Source organism: Fimbriimonadaceae bacterium (genome assembly GCA_019638775.1).
Taxonomy (GTDB): Bacteria; Armatimonadota; Fimbriimonadia; order Fimbriimonadales; family Fimbriimonadaceae; genus JAHBTD01.
The window spans coordinates 43,072-58,481 of sequence record JAHBTD010000002.1; the positions used below are offsets into that span (position 1 = coordinate 43,072).

The following is a 15,410-nucleotide window of genomic DNA, read 5'->3' on the forward strand; positions in this document are numbered from 1 at the left end:
TCTTGGTCGGTTCCAGTAAAATCGATTTGTGGATCGCATTAATTCGGAAGGGATTCCGAGGGACCTTCTGAAAGTGGCGCTCAAAGAGCCTGAGATCATACGCGTCGCAGTGAAGAACGACGCCTGCCTGCTGTGCCGCAATCGTAAAGTGAACGAAGCAGGGATTTGCCAAGTCTGCTTTACAATGCTCAACGATGAAGAGGTCAAATTGGCGGAGGCCTGGATGTCGGGCCGAGGAGCCGTTGGCTGGTGAAATGGCCGTTCGGCAAGAAGGGAGTGCCCTACCTTGCCGTTATCGAATATTGGGTCTACGTTCAGGGAGATAAAATCCCGCCCCAAGATTTGCTGACGGGGCGAATTCTGCGCTCTAGTCCATTCAAAGTGGACGGACACCCTGCCTGCGGTCCCCCGGAAGGGCTGCTCTTTAGCGATATTCGCCTGCATATGGCGATGGTCTTGAAGGCCAAGAATCCGCACCTGTTCCGACCCGATCTCTTTGACCGACACGTTGAACCGACAGCCGCTGTTTTGGAAGCGCTTTCGAATGCTTCCGCGCTGGTGAAGCTTCGCTATCTGAGCGCCGTAAAGCTGGCCGACGAACGGCATCTGCGTTTCCTCCCTCACCTCGCCGAAGCGGCGGCGTATTTTGGCAAGAGCGAGGTTATTTTCGACAGCATTTCCGAGAAGCTTATTGGGATCGCAGAGTTTCGCGAGCAGCTTGCCGAGCGCCCAGATACGGCAAACCCCGACTTCCATTTGCGCACGATTTGGGTTGAGGAAGAAGAGGGTGGGCACGTGGAGACGCGGGGCTTGATGAAAGTAGGATTTCCAGAGCTAAGAACCCATGCCGCTCCCAGCGATCATCGGGTGGTCATTCTTGATGTTGTTGCGGAGGCCGCCGCGAAACTCTGGAAAGAAACGACGCTGCCCGACCAGATCGACGTGGAGGCTTTTGGGGATGAATTCGTTGTCCAGCTTGAGCCGAAGAGCAAGGGTCCCATTCAGGTCCGTGTGATTCGGAGACACCCGGTATGAGGTCGATCCGTGTTATTCCTTGTTTGGATATCAAGGATGGGCGCGTTGTCAAAGGCGTCAACTTCGTCGGCCTCAGAGATGCCGGTGACCCTGTTCAGCTTGCCAAGTTTTACAACGACGAGGGCGCTGATGAGCTCGTTTTTTTAGACATTGGGGCAACTCATGAAGATCGTCCTTCGGTAGTGGAATTGGCGAGTCGGGTAGCTGAAGAGATCTTTATTCCTTTCACGGTTGGTGGCGGGCTCCGTACCGTCGAAGACATCCGCCAAGCTCTGCTCGCTGGAGCGGACAAGGTCAGCCTGAACAGCGCGGCAGTGGCAAACCCCAATTTGATTTCGGCGGCTGCGGATAAGTTTGGGGCGCAGTGTGTTGTGCTGGCAATCGACGCCAAGCCCGTTGACACTGGCAAGTGGGAGGTGTACACTCACGGCGGAAGGAAATCGACCGGGTTAGACGCGGTTGAGTGGGCGCGCCGAGGAGTCGAGCTCGGAGCAGGGGAGATTCTGCTGACGAGCATGGGTGGCGACGGCACACAAGCGGGTTACGACCTGGGAGTGACTAAAGCCGTTAGCGAAGCAGTAGGGGTGCCTGTAATCGCTAGCGGAGGAGCGGGCAAGCCTGAACATCTCCTTGAGGCAGTGAGTCTTGGCAAGGCGGACGCCGTTTTGTTGGCGAGCATCTTGCATGACGGTCTCTATCGCATTGCCGATCTAAAACAGGAGATGCATCAGGCAGGGCTCCCGGTCAGGTTGGTACAGAAAACTTAGGCTGAACGGTAACGAACGTGCGGTCTATCGATGCTCCAAAAGTCATAGCCTAACGTCATAGTGTAAAGGCGAGAGGCTATATTGAGCTATGACGTCAAAGGAGTACCTGGCTGGATATCCGGACCGAGTGAATGCACTGGTTGAACGGCTGAAAAAGGCGGTTGACGGGCTCACCGACGAGCAATTCAACACGAAACAAGAGGACGGCTGGTGGAGCATTGGGCAGATCATCGAGCACTTGATGATCGCCAACGGGCCGTACTTGGTTGAAATGGCGCACGTGGCCAAAAGCGCCCCACGATCAGGCGGTACTGACGAGATCAAGCACACCTGGTTTGGCAGGTTTCTCATCAATGCGATGGACAAACCGAACATTCCGGCTCACCGGTCGATGCACCCTGGTCCCGGTCCTATGGAGAAGTCGAAAGTGGATGATTGGGCAGCGCAGTATTCTGAGCTCGTTTCAATCGCCAAGAATTCGGATGGGATAAATCTAACCGAGGCAAAGATTCGGAATCCCTTTGTGAAGCTCGCGAAAATGAACGTCGCCGATATGTTCGAGATCATTGCCGCTCACACCGAGCGACACGTGAAGCAGATAGAGGAGTTAGCTCTCCGGTTCGCCTAACGTGAAGTAGAACGTTGCACCACGGCCTATTTCCGACTGCGCCCAAATCCGTCCTCCGTGACGTCGTAAGATTCTCGCAACGGTGGCTAGCCCGATGCCGCTCCCTTCAAATTCCTGTGCACTATGCAGCCTTTGAAATGGCTCGAACAGCTTGTTTGAGTGCTGCATATTGAATCCAACCCCGTTATCGCGGACGAAGAATGCGCCGTCGGTTTTGCCAACCGTGATAATGGCTGGATCGCTTTTCGCGCTAAACTTTGCCGCGTTGCCCATGAGGTTTTGAAGAGCAAGAAAGAGCAAGTTACGATCACCGTGAGCCATCAGTCCGCTCTCGATTTCAAACTCGATTTTCCGGTCCTTCTCCGAAGACTTGAGGTCCTTGGCAATGTCTTCGGCAATCGTCGCGAGGTTAACGTTTTGGATGCGCAAGGGCGACTGGTTGATGCGTGAGAGGCTGAGGATATCGTCAATCAAGTGTCCCAGCTTTTGTGTGGCTCGACGGATGGCGTGTAAGTACTCCTTGGGGCCATCCGAGAGTTCGTCGCCGTAGTCGTACTCGATGGCATGGCTGTAGCCGTCGATAGTGCGCAATGGTGAACGCAAGTCGTGTGAAACCGTGTAGCTGAATGTTTCTAGTTCGCTATTGGCGGTTTCAAGCTCTTCATTTCTTGCCGATAGGTTTCGGTTTAACTCCTCGATCTGAGTCTCAAAGCTGACTCGATCGGTGAGGTCCATATGAGTTCCGATGTACCGTACTGGCTTACCATCGTCGTCGTAGGAAACCGGTCTTCCTCTCGAAAGGATCCACTTGTAAGTTCCGTCTTTGGCCCGCAATCTGTGGATGCATTCGTAGTGGGTGGCTTCTCCCTCAAACAAGCGTCGCTCGGCTTCATAGATAGCAGGCCAGTCGTCGGGGTGGACACGAGAGGACCACTCTTCGTGACGGGGTGTGATCTCATCGTCGTCATAGCCGAGCATTGCCTTCCAGGTTGGAGAGTAGTAGGACTCGTTGGTCGATGGACGCCAGTCCCAAACTCCGATGCCGCTTGCATCCAGGGCGAATTGAGATCGAACTTCGGCAACTTTGAGATCGCGTTCTGCCTTTCTGCGTTGGCTAATATCGCGCACGATCATGTAGGAGGTGACTTCGGGGTCGCCAGAGTAGGCGGCGGCGTAAACCTCGACTTCGAGTGTCTCTCCATTTGCGCACAGGAGCTGATGATCCTCTTTGAGCCGACCGTAGGTTTCTGGGGAGTCAATGGCGGCCTGCACTTCTGCTCGGCTCGTGCTGTCGAATAGGTCAACAACGTTTGTGCCGATGAGACTTTCACTCGAAGGGAGCCCAATGAGAGCTCCGATCGTTTTATTGGGTGAAACGATGATTCCCCGACTGAGGATCATGATGCCGTTTGGCGAAAGATCAATCAACTGACGATAGCGCGACTCGTTGTCGCTCAGCGCTCCTTGAGCAGCTTCATGTCGTGTTTGTTCTTGATCCAGTTTGCGCGTTGTCGCGTCAAGTTGGAGGGTTCTTTCTTCCAGGCAATCCCAAGTTCGTTCAAGGAGATGACGAACGGCGGGATCAAGGTTGTTGAAGGTCTGACTCTCCACGACCATCACTTCGAACAAAGCTTTTTTGTCGCGGGTCGATTGGAGGCTAAAAGCCTTGACCTCGATCGTTTCTCCATCGGCACGGCGCACAACTCTGTCGTAGGGAAGCGGCGAGCCATCCGGGGCTGAAGAGGGCAAGAGCACATCGGCGATGTCCTTGCCTATCCAGTGGTTCACATCGGGATTACCGCACAGGACACAAAACGCATTGTTGACGCGAATGACACTGCCTTCGCGCACGACAGCGGTTGGGCAGGCCGAATTAAGGCTGGCCGGTCCAGTGGGGAGTTCATTATCACTCAAAGTACAACCGTCTTCGACTCGGTCTGTGGGGCGACCGTCTTTCCCAAGGTTAGCTTGGATCATCGTTTTTTTCAAGTTTATGAGGTGACAGTACGTCATTTTGGCGTAAGTCCCGCAATTTCAGACGGGCACAATAATCCCTTAGCCTTATTTCGGCTTATTTGTATATTTGCTGCAAGGGGGTTTTCTTTACCTGTAGAGTCCGCTCTGACCATGAGAGATAGCGCTTGCAACGCATACCGCTCAACCCGCTATCTGTCAAAGTGGGTGTCCCAGTTGTTTTCATTAGGGAAAGTCGAAGAATCCCGGCCCGAACTTCGGTTTTAGGTTTAGGTTCTTGAGTTTGGTGTTGGAGTAGGGCTTGGCTTCTTTGTTGCGGAATTCTGTCGTTTTCATGATGAGGAAAGTTTTCTTGTCCACTTCATAAAAGATGATCCTGTCTGGCTGCGTGACGGTCTCTTTGAGGATGTAGAGGTCCGACTTCTCCTGAACCGACAGAACGCTCTTTTCCATGTTGTTGCCTTTCTCGGTCGAGAGTTCACGACCCGCGTTGAGAAAACATATCGATTCAAGATTCACGGGCATTCCGCCGAATTGATTCAGCTCGGTCATCGGAGATTTGGCGGCGGGTTTTGTGAGGTCGCTGAGCGCCATCTGCTTTCCGTCGCTAACCGTTCTGATCTTTGCCCCACCCTTCATTTGGATGTCAACTCGGGCAAAGCTCGGTTTCCTAATGCTCACCGTCATGGGAGCTTGATAGTTGTAAAAGGGATGGGAGACTTCGACGGTGAATTGGGCGGCTTCAATGCCGTCGTAGGCCTTGCGCATTTTGGCAAGGAGGTCGGCAGGCTTTGGTGTGCTATCTGAAGCAAGGATTCCGGCGGCAAGTACCGCGCATGTTACGATGCCCATGCCCTTACATACCCCCAATTGGCGTGCAAAGGCGAAATGTTTTGTCGTTTCTGTGGGTGAGTTATGCTGTGAAGGCTTCTTTTCTCCATGCCGTTGTTGATCGCTCGAAAGGAAGCAGAAGCCGAAAGCCCGGCTCCACCATGCCGGGCTCAGGTTTTGCCTGCATTGCCAGGACTACTGCTTGGGCAAGTCGAAGTGGTCCTTTGCGAACTTGGGCTTTAGGTCCATTTTCACAACCGTGAACTCGGCGAAGACCTCCTTCTTACCTTCGAGTTTGACGGTGGTTTTCATAATGAGCATCGTCTTCTTGTCAACCTCATAATCGACGACGACTTGCTGGGCAGGCGCCTCTTCGTGAAGCAAGTATCGACCGTCTTTCTCGGTCACCGTGAGCTTGCTTGTCTCCATGTTTGCGCCCTTTTCTGTCGAGAGTTCTTTGTCGGCTCGAAGGAAGCTCATCACTTCAAGGTTGAGTGGAAAGCCACCAAAGACGTTCTGATCGTTAGCATCTACCTGCATTGGACTGGCATCGGGTTTCGACAGGGAGACGGTCTTTCCGTCGGAGACAGATTTGAATGTGCTTCCGTTTGCTAAGTTGAGCTCGATGCGGATGCTGTTGGGCTTTTTGTAGCTGACTTTCATCGGCTGGCCAACGAGGCTTCCCTGAACTGCGGGGTGCTTGGCTTGGACCTCAAGATAGGCTTCGCTGACTTTGTGATACGCGTCGCGCATCTTTGAAAGGAGTTCTTTAGGTTCGATGGGTGCGCTCACGGTTGGCATAAGCCCGCTTGCGGCACAGATAAGGGTTAGAATTGCCATGCCTCATAAAACGCAGACTGCGTTTCCGATAGCAACTTGGCATGTGTTTTTTAGGCCGAATGATAAAACAATCTGCATGCTGTGGCCGTCGAGTTGTCTCAGCGCCTATCTCGGCGTCGGGCTGCGCCTTCCTCCGAAGGGGCTTGCCGATACCGCGGCGGGAAGCTGGGCCGTCTTCAACTTTTCGACAAGCGCAGAGAAGTGCTCTTCGGTGATCTGCAGCCCTTGCACACGCTCACGAAGGTAGGATCCGCAAAGGTTGATTGCGCTGAAGCTGCGGCCGAACTCCTGAGCGTAAAGACTCCACCACGGGCCGCCTCCCTGGATCAAATCCATGATGACAAGCGGACTCAGCAACGCCACGCTTTCGGCCCTTGGGAAGTGCGCAAAGCGGTCGAGGTGGGTCAGCAGGTCGGGCCCAAACTCGATCTTGGCGATGGTCTTTGCGGCTTCGGCGTGGCGCAGGCAGCACTCGGTCAGGAACTCCAGCACATGCTGTTGGCGCGTGAAGCCCATGAAGGCGTTGTTAACCTTCTGGACGGCGATCGGGCGGCCCGCCGGAGAACGGTCGATCCAGACCTCTTTGCACACGAAGCACGGCGCGTCGGGGACGGTGAGGCTGTCCGGTTTGAGAACGAGCAGGTCGGCGTCCGCCCAGACCGCTCTTTCGAACCCCTCCTCCAACAGTTCGCGGGCGAGGATAAGCCGCGCGAGATCGGACATCGGGAGCTTGTCGTGTCGCACCTTCTCTTTGAACCAGTCAGGGACCCGGTCGAAGAGGTCATCGTCGTAAAAGCGGTATTCAAAGCCGCTCTGATCGGCCCACGCGCGGACTGAGTCGAGGCAGTCGGCAATAAAGAGGGGCACGTCGAACGTGCGATAGGACTGATAAACGACGGTGCGCATATTTTGCGCTGAAATTTTACTTGGTCGCGCTCGCCCTTCCATCGCCTATATCTTTAGGAGGGTTCTTCTTAATATCCTCCAGCATTTTGATAGCTATTTCGGCAAATTCATGGATTTGGATATCATCAGATGTCAGATACTTGCTGATCATCGTCTTTGTCTGCGCTTCTGGTTGCTCCGTTGCCCTAAAAATCAGTTTCCGAATGGTCTCGCGGTTAGCATCATGCTTGGTTTTTGGGGCGTAATACTTTGCGCCCGCACGTATCACCAGGTTCTTGTCTTGCTTCATTCGCGGATATGTCCATTCAAGGATATCAGCTTCTGAGTCCAGTCCCAGAAAGCCTCCCTGTGTGAGTAAGTCGAATGCAATACGACGCACACGAACATCCGTCGACTGAGCAAGCTCTTTCAGTTGCTTTGAAGTGAAAGCCTTCCAAAGGGCATTCGTGACATTTGGATTCATGTAAGGACGTCGCACTTGCCGTATCCAATCTGCAAACACGACGGCAAGGTCCGCGACCTTCTTTTTCCCAAGGAAGTGAAGCGCTTGAAACCGACACCCCTCAGGATCGGTGAGTAGGATCCTACGGCAAACTGCTTCCAGTTGTGGGTATTTACGTCGTTCGAGCTCTTCGAGACAAAGCGTGCACATAACCGCAGAATAAGCTTGCGTACCCGCTATCAACTCTGAATCCGAAAGGCTTTCTAACTCCCAATAAGTACTATAATGAGAAGCCAACCTAACCATAGGATCGCGATCTCCGCGTGCTATAGCCAAGAATGGGTTAGTCTCTTGCCAAGGGCTCCCATCGACGACAAAATATCGAGCATGGGCAGGCATCCGGTTGAACAGGCTCTGGTCAGTTCCGAGATAATCTTCAATTCGGAAGAAAGTATCCAGCGCCGCAAATGAAACCCAATGATCTGGATCGGAGAGCATTGCGCTCCGTACCTTCTGGCTGTATTCGCTCTCGTTGTCAGACAGCAGATGGAGCGCCACCGCACGAAACTCTGGCTTGGGGGAATGCAGCCATCTGTCCAGGCAGTCTTGTCTGATCGGAGAAGGGTCAGGCAAAACGTTACAGGCCTTGTAAGCCGTTTGATAGTCGTTCGAAGATAGCCGCGTCTTTAGGCACGAAGGGTTGTCACGAGCGATTTTTTCAAGCCCAAGAGTGTACGCATACTCGAGCGTTTGATCGTACCCTGTGCCACAGTTTGCCCGGTACGGTGAGGTTGTAAGGTCTATGTCTCGAAGTTCGCCAAACAGTACATCCAAGGCCTCTTCACGAACCTTTGAGTCGCCATGAAGAGCCGCCTCGGCAAGCGCTCTCCCCCAATCGAGCCTCCACTGGCGGACTTTCTCATAGACATCCTTGGTGCGTGCATCAAGCCCATAGGCATGGCTCAAAAACTGTAAATCGCTCCAATAAGATGAGTAGTCATGACTTAGCTTCTGGGCAACCAAGAGAATTCGATGGCGATCTGCATTCGAGCCTGAATCAAGCGTTGAAACGATCTTCTCAAATCCCGCGATCGTGGGAGGCTGGTTGAGGATGGCGTTGATCTCTGTTGTCTTGCCCTGGGTTTGCAAGGAAAGTAAGCATAACAAGGTTGTGGCAACAAGCGGCATCTGGAACCCTCATCAGTGGGACGTATCAGCGCTGATTTCTGTACAGTTGTTCAAATTAGCTGGCCCTTCAAGCCCCACAAGAACGACTCTTCCAGCTTCACTTCCACAAGCTGCCCGATCAGGGTTTCGGGTTCGGCAGGAGCAGGGAAGTGCACCATCTTAAACTCTCGACTGTAGCCTTTCAACAGACTCGGGTTCTTGGGTGACGGGCCTTCCACCAAGACCTCAACCGTCTGCCCGACACATGCTTCATTTCTCTCAATCGTGATCGAATTCTGTAGGTCGCTAAGGACCTTCAATCGTGACTGCTTGAGCGCATACGGCAGCTGCTCCATCTCAGCGGCGGGAGTGCCCGGCCGGGTGGAGTAGATGAAAATGTAGGCCCCGTCGAACCGGACCTCACGCACCATCTCCAGCGTTTTCTCGAACTGCTCCTCGGTCTCGCCGGGGAAGCCGACGATGATGTCGGTGGTGATGCCGACGTCGGGCACGGCTGCGCGCAGGTCCTTCACGATCTCCAAAAACGACTCGGCGGTGTAGAGCCGGTGCATCGCCTTGAGCATGTCGTTGTCGCCCGATTGCAGCGGCAAGTGAACGTGCTCCATGACCTTCGGGTTGTCGCGGATGCATTCGATGAGTTCTGCGGTGAAATCGCGTGGATAAGGGCTGGTGTAGCGGATGCGCTGAAGACTGGGGAGGCCTTCGAGCAGCCAAAGGAGTTTGGCAAATGGCACGCGGCCTTCGGCGAGGTTCTTGCCGTAGGAGTTGACGGTCTGGCCCAAAAGGGTGACCTCTTTGACTCCATTCTCGCTGAGCGCGTAAACCTCGGCGACAATGTCCTCGGTCGGGCGGCTGCGCTCGCGTCCGCGGGTGGTGGGGACGATGCAGAAGGTGCAGAACTTGTCACAACCGTATTGGATGGGGACGAAGGCTTTGATTTTGGATTTTGGATTTTGGATTTTGGATTGGGCTTTGGTGTGTGCGTTTTGGGAGTGCGCGAATTTATTCGCGCTTTCGCTATCGTTGTCACCCCTCCCCGGTTCGCTTTGCTCACCGACCCTCCCCCTCAAGGGGAGGGGGTTTAACTCTTGATTCGCGATTGCTGATTGTTGATTGCTGATTGCTGATGGCTCGCTTACCCCACCCCCAACCCCCTCCCCATTTTCGCTTCGCTCAAACAAGGAGGGGGCTCCGGGATTCCGATTTCCGATCTCCGATTTCTGATTTCCCGCATTCTGATCGCCGATAGCCGATAGCTGATTGCCCAGGTTCCGGTCTCCGATCTGCGATCTCTGATCTCCAGCGCCCTGATCTCCGATAGCCGACAGCTGATCGCTCAGAGTAGGCGCATAAGGGACCTCTCCATCAACCCTTGGTGCCACCAAACGTTGCGGGATGTCGGTCACCACCGCGCCCTTTCGTTCGGGAAGATCGAGCCGGGTTTGGAATCTGCGGGTTTGGGCGGCCTCTTCAACCAGTCCAGGAATCGTGGAGAGTTGCCCAGTGCCAACCACAAAGTCGACAAAATGCGCTCGCTGATGAATCTCTTTGGCTCGGAGCTGGGCCATGCAACCGGCTACGCCGACGATGATCTCGGGCCTTTGCTTTTTCAGCAATGCCAACTCGCCCAACATTGAAAACGCTTTGTCCTCTGGCTTCTTGCGCACTGAGCACGTGTTCAGCAAAATCACATGTGCGCTCATCATATCGCCAGCGGGCTCAAACCCTATCTGCTGCAGATACAGCCCGATCTGCTCAGAATCCTCTTCGTTCATCTGGCACCCCCAGGTTTGAATGAAGTAGGTTCCGCGACGGGCCTTTGGGCGTCCGGACTTTGCAACGGTAAGCGGCGAAATGGTCATGTTTAAGTTCGATTCAGGTTCAAAAGGATACCCTTTGAAGCTCATGAGACAACGGGCCGCTCGACGGTCTGGTTTCATGCGAAGAAAACAATCGCTGACTCATCGCTGTGAAAATGGCTTATGATAGAGTTGTAGCTGGCTGGGCTACAACTTTTAGGGGGGGCGGCCGTCGTGGACGGAATGACTCGATTCAAACACAAGCGGGGCTCGGAGCTAAGAGTCCGAAAGTCGATCACTTTGTGGCGATCCGTTTTTATGTCTGTGTTTCTGAATGGGATTTCTTCCTGATGATTCGGGTCCCTAGTGAATATTCACGGACGCCCGCTTAATGTAAGGGTGTTTACGAATAGGCAATGAAACTGCCCTGCGTGTGAAGGCGCACTCGGGCAAGAGGAGGCAACGATGAAAAAAAGTATTAAGGGATTGACCGGAAGAATTATTCAGCCTGGGGACCCGGTGTGGCAGGAGGCATGTATCGGCTTTGCACTACGCGCCGACTATGCAGCAAACGAGCCCCGAGTGATCGTGTTTTGTCAGGATCGGCTCGACGTCGCAAATGCAGTGAAGTGGGCCGTGAAGAACAAGGTTCCGATGCGCGCCCGTGCGGGACGCCATAACTATGAAGGCTATTCCTCGCTCGTCAAAGACGGCATTATTATCGACATCAGCGAGATGGAAACCGTTAAGGCATCTAGCAGTTCCGATACAGCGGAGGTCGGTGCGGGCATCGACATGCTGGAGTGCTTTGAGGAGTTGAACGACCTCAACCTTACGTTTCCTATGGCAACCGGGCCCAGCGTCGGCATGGCTGGCCTAACGCTTGGCGGAGGGGTGGGCGTCACCACACGCAAGTTTGGTCTGACCTGTGACAATCTCCTTGAGGTCGAGATGGTCAACGCCGAAGGGGAGATTATTATCGCCAACGAGACCAAGAACTACGACCTGTTTTGGGCTTGCCGTGGGGGTGGCGGTGGCAACTTTGGAATCGCAACCAAGTTTAAGTTCAAGGTTCATCCTGTCAACAACGCGGCGATCTTCAGCATCGGCTATCCGTGGGAAGCGTTCGAGTACGTGGTCGATAAATGGCAGCGGTGGAACTTTGAAGCGGACTGGAATATGTCCTCCTTCATCGCTTTGGTGGGCGATCGCACGATCACAGTACAGGGCCAATACACCGGCACCGACGAAGAGCTGGCCGGTTTTATGGGCGTTATCGCTCCGATGCTTTCCGAGCCTTCGCCGATCTCCGTTAATATCCAAATGCTCCCGTTCCGAATTGCCACCCGTGTGATCCTGGGAGTTGATCCCTTCAATCCGCTGTGGCGAGTGCAGCAACACAGCGACAATCAGATATTCAAGAGCACGTCGGCCTTTGCGATGGAGTACTTCAGCATGGATGCCATCTCTATCTTGAGGAAGTACCTGGAGACTGTTCCACAACTCTCAGCGCCTCCGAGCCAACCGACGATGGTGCAGCTATTGGGAGGCGGCGGAGCGCCCGACCAAGTGAATCGAACGGCAACGGCTGTCTGGGGAAGAGGAACCAAATTCATCGTTCAGTACGACGGGTATTGGACGGCTCCGGAGGACGGTCCCGAAACGATCAAGTGGGTCGAAGATTTGCGGCATGAGCTTTCTCCGCACACCAGCGGCGCGTATGTCAATTACAGCGACGCGACAATCCCCAACTATCTGCAGCAGTACTACGGCGGGAATCTGGAGCGGCTGGTCAAGGTGAAGGCTCACTATGACCCGAACAACGTGTTCAACTATCCGCAGAGCATTCCTGTCTCGCTTTCATCCAAGGCTGTGGTTTCCGCCGAAGGACGAAAGAGCACCGCCAAAAAATGACGGTCTAAAAATCCAAAGGCGCGCCAGCCTCGCTGGCGCGCCCCGGAACCCTTTCTCTCATCGTAAGCCCAATGCTAGGCTTGTTGTCAATTGGGCCGTTCTCCATGGGCGGCGTCCTTTACAAGACCCCAAGCCCCTGCGACGGCTGCGACCGCGATCAATGCGGCGACAATTTGGTACAACCGATCACCTCCCGATATTCTATTCCTCTCATCGTAAGCCACGCACCCATCGTCGGCACGCTTCACAAATGTTTTGCCGCATTTGGAATAAGCCGGAGCCGATAGGGATACCAGGGTCGCCAAAACCCGGTAGATGTTGGGGCCGAATACAGCATGGTGTTTGACAGTTAAAGCTGAATTTGGTCCCACGGGTCGTATTTGGCAGTCCCTCCCGGACAAACTAGTACATGCGCTCTTTTCGGCGCACGCTGGAGTTCCTTCGCCCGTATCGCTGGCGAATGGTCTTTGCGGTTGTGCTGACATTAACGGTGACGTTGCTCCAGATCATCCCGCCCCGGATGTTCCAGCTTGCCATCGACAGCGCCATTCAGCCCGCACTTTCTGCCCGTGCTCAGCTCAAGGAGATTGAAGCGGAGGCCGCCAAAGCCCCGCCGTCGGTCACCGCCCCAACCGGTGCACGCAATCCTGATGGAACTCAAGAACCGAACAAAGCAACGCCTCGCGAGATCGCCAAGCTCAAGAAGACGATCGAGAAAGATGCTCCGTCGATGCTTTGGCTCATCGCGGGGTTCTTGATCGTCGTGATTGCCGCGCGCAATCTCCTCAGCTATCTCTTGCACTACAGTCTGACGTGGGTCGGTCATCGCTTTTGTTTCGATCTCCGATTTGCGACGTGGAGGCACCTCCACCGGCTTAGTCTTGCCTATCACAACCAGACCCAGGTCGGCAAGATCATGTCCCGCGTTACCGCGGATATCGAGTTGATCCAGTCGCTCATTCAGGGTCAGCTTGTCACCTTCATCAGCGATCTGGTTACCATTGTCGCGGTCTTGGCGATGCTGTTCACGCTCCAATGGAAGCTGGCTCTGATCATCCTCGGGCTTGTGCCGTTTTATGTTCTTAGCTATCTCTTCTTCCTCAAGCACATTCGCGAAGTGAGCAACGAACAGCGACGACTTTGGGATGAGATGCTCGGCAAATTGGCCGAGAAGATCGCGGGGATTGGGGTCGTAAAAGCCTTTGTGAAGGAGAAGTACGAGACCCGAAACTTTATGACAACGGTTCGTGAGAAGTTTGCGGTGGACATGCGGCAAGTGCACCTGAACCGTCGACTGGGTCTCGTCAGTGGCACCATCTCGGCGCTCGGAACAGGTGTAGTTTATGCGTATGGTGGTTCGCTCGTGCAGCACGGACAGATGACGACCGGCGTTCTGGTGGCGATCACTTTCTACATTGGCTATATCTTCAATCCGGCTGTTCGTGTGGTGGACTTCAACAATAGCCTTCAATGGGCCGTCACGGCGATGGACAGAGTGTTCCAGACCCTCGACACCAAGCCGGAGATTCAGGATAAGCCAGATGCTCCCGCTTTAGCGCCGATCACCAGTGGCGTCCGGTTCGACAACGTTTCGTTTAGCTATATCGAAGGCGTTGCCGCTGTCCATGAATTGAACTTTACGGTCGGAGCGGGAGAGATCATCGGAATCGTTGGTCCAACTGGGGCGGGGAAGACCACGTTGATGAACCTGCTGATGCGCTTTTACGACCCTCAGCACGGACGGGTGCTCATCGACGGGACCGATTTGCGCGACGTCAGGTTGGAGTCGATCCGTCGGCAGGTGAGTATGGTCGCTCAAGAAAACCTTCTCTTTAGCGTAAGCATTATGGAGAACGTCAAGTACGGCAAGCGCGATGCTCAAGACGAAGAGGCGATTGCGGCTTGCCAAATCGCCGATCTTCACGACTTCATCGTAGGGCTGCCAGACGGGTATGAAACTAAGATCGGAGAGGGGGGCATCAAGCTCTCTGGCGGACAGAAGCAACGCCTTGCGCTTGCACGAGCATTGATAACCAACCCGTCCATTCTGATCCTCGACGACGTCACGAGCGCTTTAGACGGCGAGACGGAAGCGAGAGTACAGGGGTCGCTCAAGAAGGCGATGCAGGGTCGTACGACGTTTATCATCTCGCATCGGCTGTCGTCGGTTGTCGAGGCCGATAGGATCTTCGTCGTTGACGGTGGTCGCATTGTCGATATCGGGACGCACCACGAGCTCGCTCACCGAGGCGGCATCTATCAGCAAATTTATGAAGAGCAGTTTAAGAGCGCTCTGCAGATGAGGGGCTGAGCGGTCACGGCTTATCTGCGACGATTTGAAGCTCGCCAAGATGGAAGAAGAACCCGTCGGGTCCATCAGTCGGCTGAAGATACTCTCGCAAGGGTCCTTCCGATTCCCGCATCTGCTTCTCTAATGAGGCGGCCGTCTCAGGCTCGACATGCATTCGCTGGACCCAAGAGTCGAATGGGATCGGCTTCCAAGTGGGAGTTGAAGAGCGCAGACTAAATCCCGCTCGCTGGATCATCATGTTCCACTCGCCGATCTTTAGGCTGCGTCCGTGCGAAGGATCGCGCGTCTTCTCAATGTTCTGGAGCGCCAAATCGGCTTGCGGATCATCGATGCCAAAGTTATCGACAATCGCCAGCCAGCCGCCAGGCTTCAATATCCGGTAGGACTCAATCACGAATGCCTGAATCGAACGGAAATGATGAGCGGCAAGGCGGCATGTTACGCCATCCACGCTGCTCTTCTCGAATGGGAGTTCTTCCGCCCAAGCATGCTCGGTTCGAATATTGGTGTAGCCTCGGTCAATAGCTGCTAGCGCGGTGACCTCAAGCATTTCGGGCGTGATATCCGTCGCGATCACGGTGCCGACTTTGTGGGCGAAAGCAAAGGCCGTGTGACCGGCGCCGCATCCTACATCAACCACGATTCCACCCTTCGGACGCACGGCGTTGACCATGTCGTCGAGGGCCGATTTATTGCCGTGGACAGAGCTTGTTAGGTACTGCCCGGCAGAGCGGCCAAATTGGGTGCGCGGGTCAGCCATAGTATCAGCATGACA

At 54.4% G+C, this 15,410-nt stretch carries 13 protein-coding genes; 6 read left to right on the plus strand and 7 right to left on the minus strand.

The window, feature by feature from the left end; translation table 11 throughout:
* The first annotated feature begins 28 nt into the window (after positions 1-28).
* The 4 genes from KF784_06430 (at position 29) to KF784_06445 (ending at position 2,430) form a co-directional block, all read left to right on the plus strand.
* Positions 29-253, plus strand: coding sequence for a hypothetical protein (locus KF784_06430; protein MBX3118683.1), 225 nt, complete (start codon positions 29-31; stop codon positions 251-253).
* A complete protein-coding gene (locus tag KF784_06435; GenBank protein MBX3118684.1) occupies positions 250-1,035 on the plus strand; it encodes a hypothetical protein in 786 nt (261 codons plus the stop codon). The genes KF784_06430 and KF784_06435 overlap by 4 nt, the downstream gene beginning before the upstream one ends.
* Complete coding sequence (hisF, locus tag KF784_06440; GenBank protein MBX3118685.1) at positions 1,032-1,802, plus strand: imidazole glycerol phosphate synthase subunit HisF; 771 nt, start codon at positions 1,032-1,034, stop codon at positions 1,800-1,802. The genes KF784_06435 and hisF overlap by 4 nt, the downstream gene beginning before the upstream one ends.
* A gap of 88 nt (positions 1,803-1,890) precedes the next feature.
* Positions 1,891-2,430: a DinB family protein gene (locus tag KF784_06445; protein MBX3118686.1), complete on the plus strand. Its 540-nt coding sequence runs from the start codon at positions 1,891-1,893 to the stop codon at positions 2,428-2,430.
* Here KF784_06445 and KF784_06450 read toward each other — a convergent pair.
* The 6 genes from KF784_06450 to miaB all read right to left on the minus strand — a co-directional run bounded on the left by KF784_06450 (position 2,410) and on the right by miaB (position 10,473).
* The gene (locus KF784_06450; protein MBX3118687.1) at positions 2,410-4,407 is read right to left on the minus strand and encodes a PAS domain-containing protein; all 1,998 of its coding nucleotides are present in this window, start codon (positions 4,405-4,407) and stop codon (positions 2,410-2,412) included. The genes KF784_06445 and KF784_06450 overlap by 21 nt on opposite strands.
* A gap of 222 nt (positions 4,408-4,629) precedes the next feature.
* Complete coding sequence (locus KF784_06455; GenBank protein ID MBX3118688.1) at positions 4,630-5,256, minus strand: hypothetical protein; 627 nt, start codon at positions 5,254-5,256, stop codon at positions 4,630-4,632.
* A 174-nt stretch (positions 5,257-5,430) separates the two neighbouring features.
* The gene (locus KF784_06460; protein MBX3118689.1) at positions 5,431-6,075 is read right to left on the minus strand and encodes a hypothetical protein; all 645 of its coding nucleotides are present in this window, start codon (positions 6,073-6,075) and stop codon (positions 5,431-5,433) included.
* A 105-nt stretch (positions 6,076-6,180) separates the two neighbouring features.
* The gene (locus tag KF784_06465; GenBank protein MBX3118690.1) at positions 6,181-6,981 is read right to left on the minus strand and encodes a hypothetical protein; all 801 of its coding nucleotides are present in this window, start codon (positions 6,979-6,981) and stop codon (positions 6,181-6,183) included.
* A gap of 16 nt (positions 6,982-6,997) precedes the next feature.
* Positions 6,998-8,611 (minus strand): hypothetical protein, encoded by a 1,614-nt coding sequence (locus tag KF784_06470; GenBank protein MBX3118691.1) that lies wholly within the window; start codon positions 8,609-8,611, stop codon positions 6,998-7,000.
* A 50-nt stretch (positions 8,612-8,661) separates the two neighbouring features.
* On the minus strand, positions 8,662-10,473 hold the full coding sequence (miaB, locus tag KF784_06475; GenBank protein MBX3118692.1) for a tRNA (N6-isopentenyl adenosine(37)-C2)-methylthiotransferase MiaB: 1,812 nt from the start codon (positions 10,471-10,473) through the stop codon (positions 8,662-8,664).
* A 402-nt stretch (positions 10,474-10,875) separates the two neighbouring features.
* Between miaB and KF784_06480 the strand changes: the two genes are divergently transcribed.
* Both KF784_06480 and KF784_06485 read left to right on the plus strand, forming a co-directional pair.
* Positions 10,876-12,324 carry an FAD-binding oxidoreductase gene (locus KF784_06480; protein MBX3118693.1) on the plus strand — a complete coding sequence of 483 codons (1,449 nt, stop codon included), beginning with the start codon at positions 10,876-10,878 and terminating at the stop codon, positions 12,322-12,324.
* A 409-nt stretch (positions 12,325-12,733) separates the two neighbouring features.
* Positions 12,734-14,635, plus strand: coding sequence for an ABC transporter ATP-binding protein (locus tag KF784_06485; GenBank protein MBX3118694.1), 1,902 nt, complete (start codon positions 12,734-12,736; stop codon positions 14,633-14,635).
* A gap of 4 nt (positions 14,636-14,639) precedes the next feature.
* Here KF784_06485 and KF784_06490 read toward each other — a convergent pair whose 3' ends face one another.
* Positions 14,640-15,395, minus strand: coding sequence for a class I SAM-dependent methyltransferase (locus KF784_06490; GenBank protein MBX3118695.1), 756 nt, complete (start codon positions 15,393-15,395; stop codon positions 14,640-14,642).
* Positions 15,396-15,410: the final 15 nt, after the last annotated feature.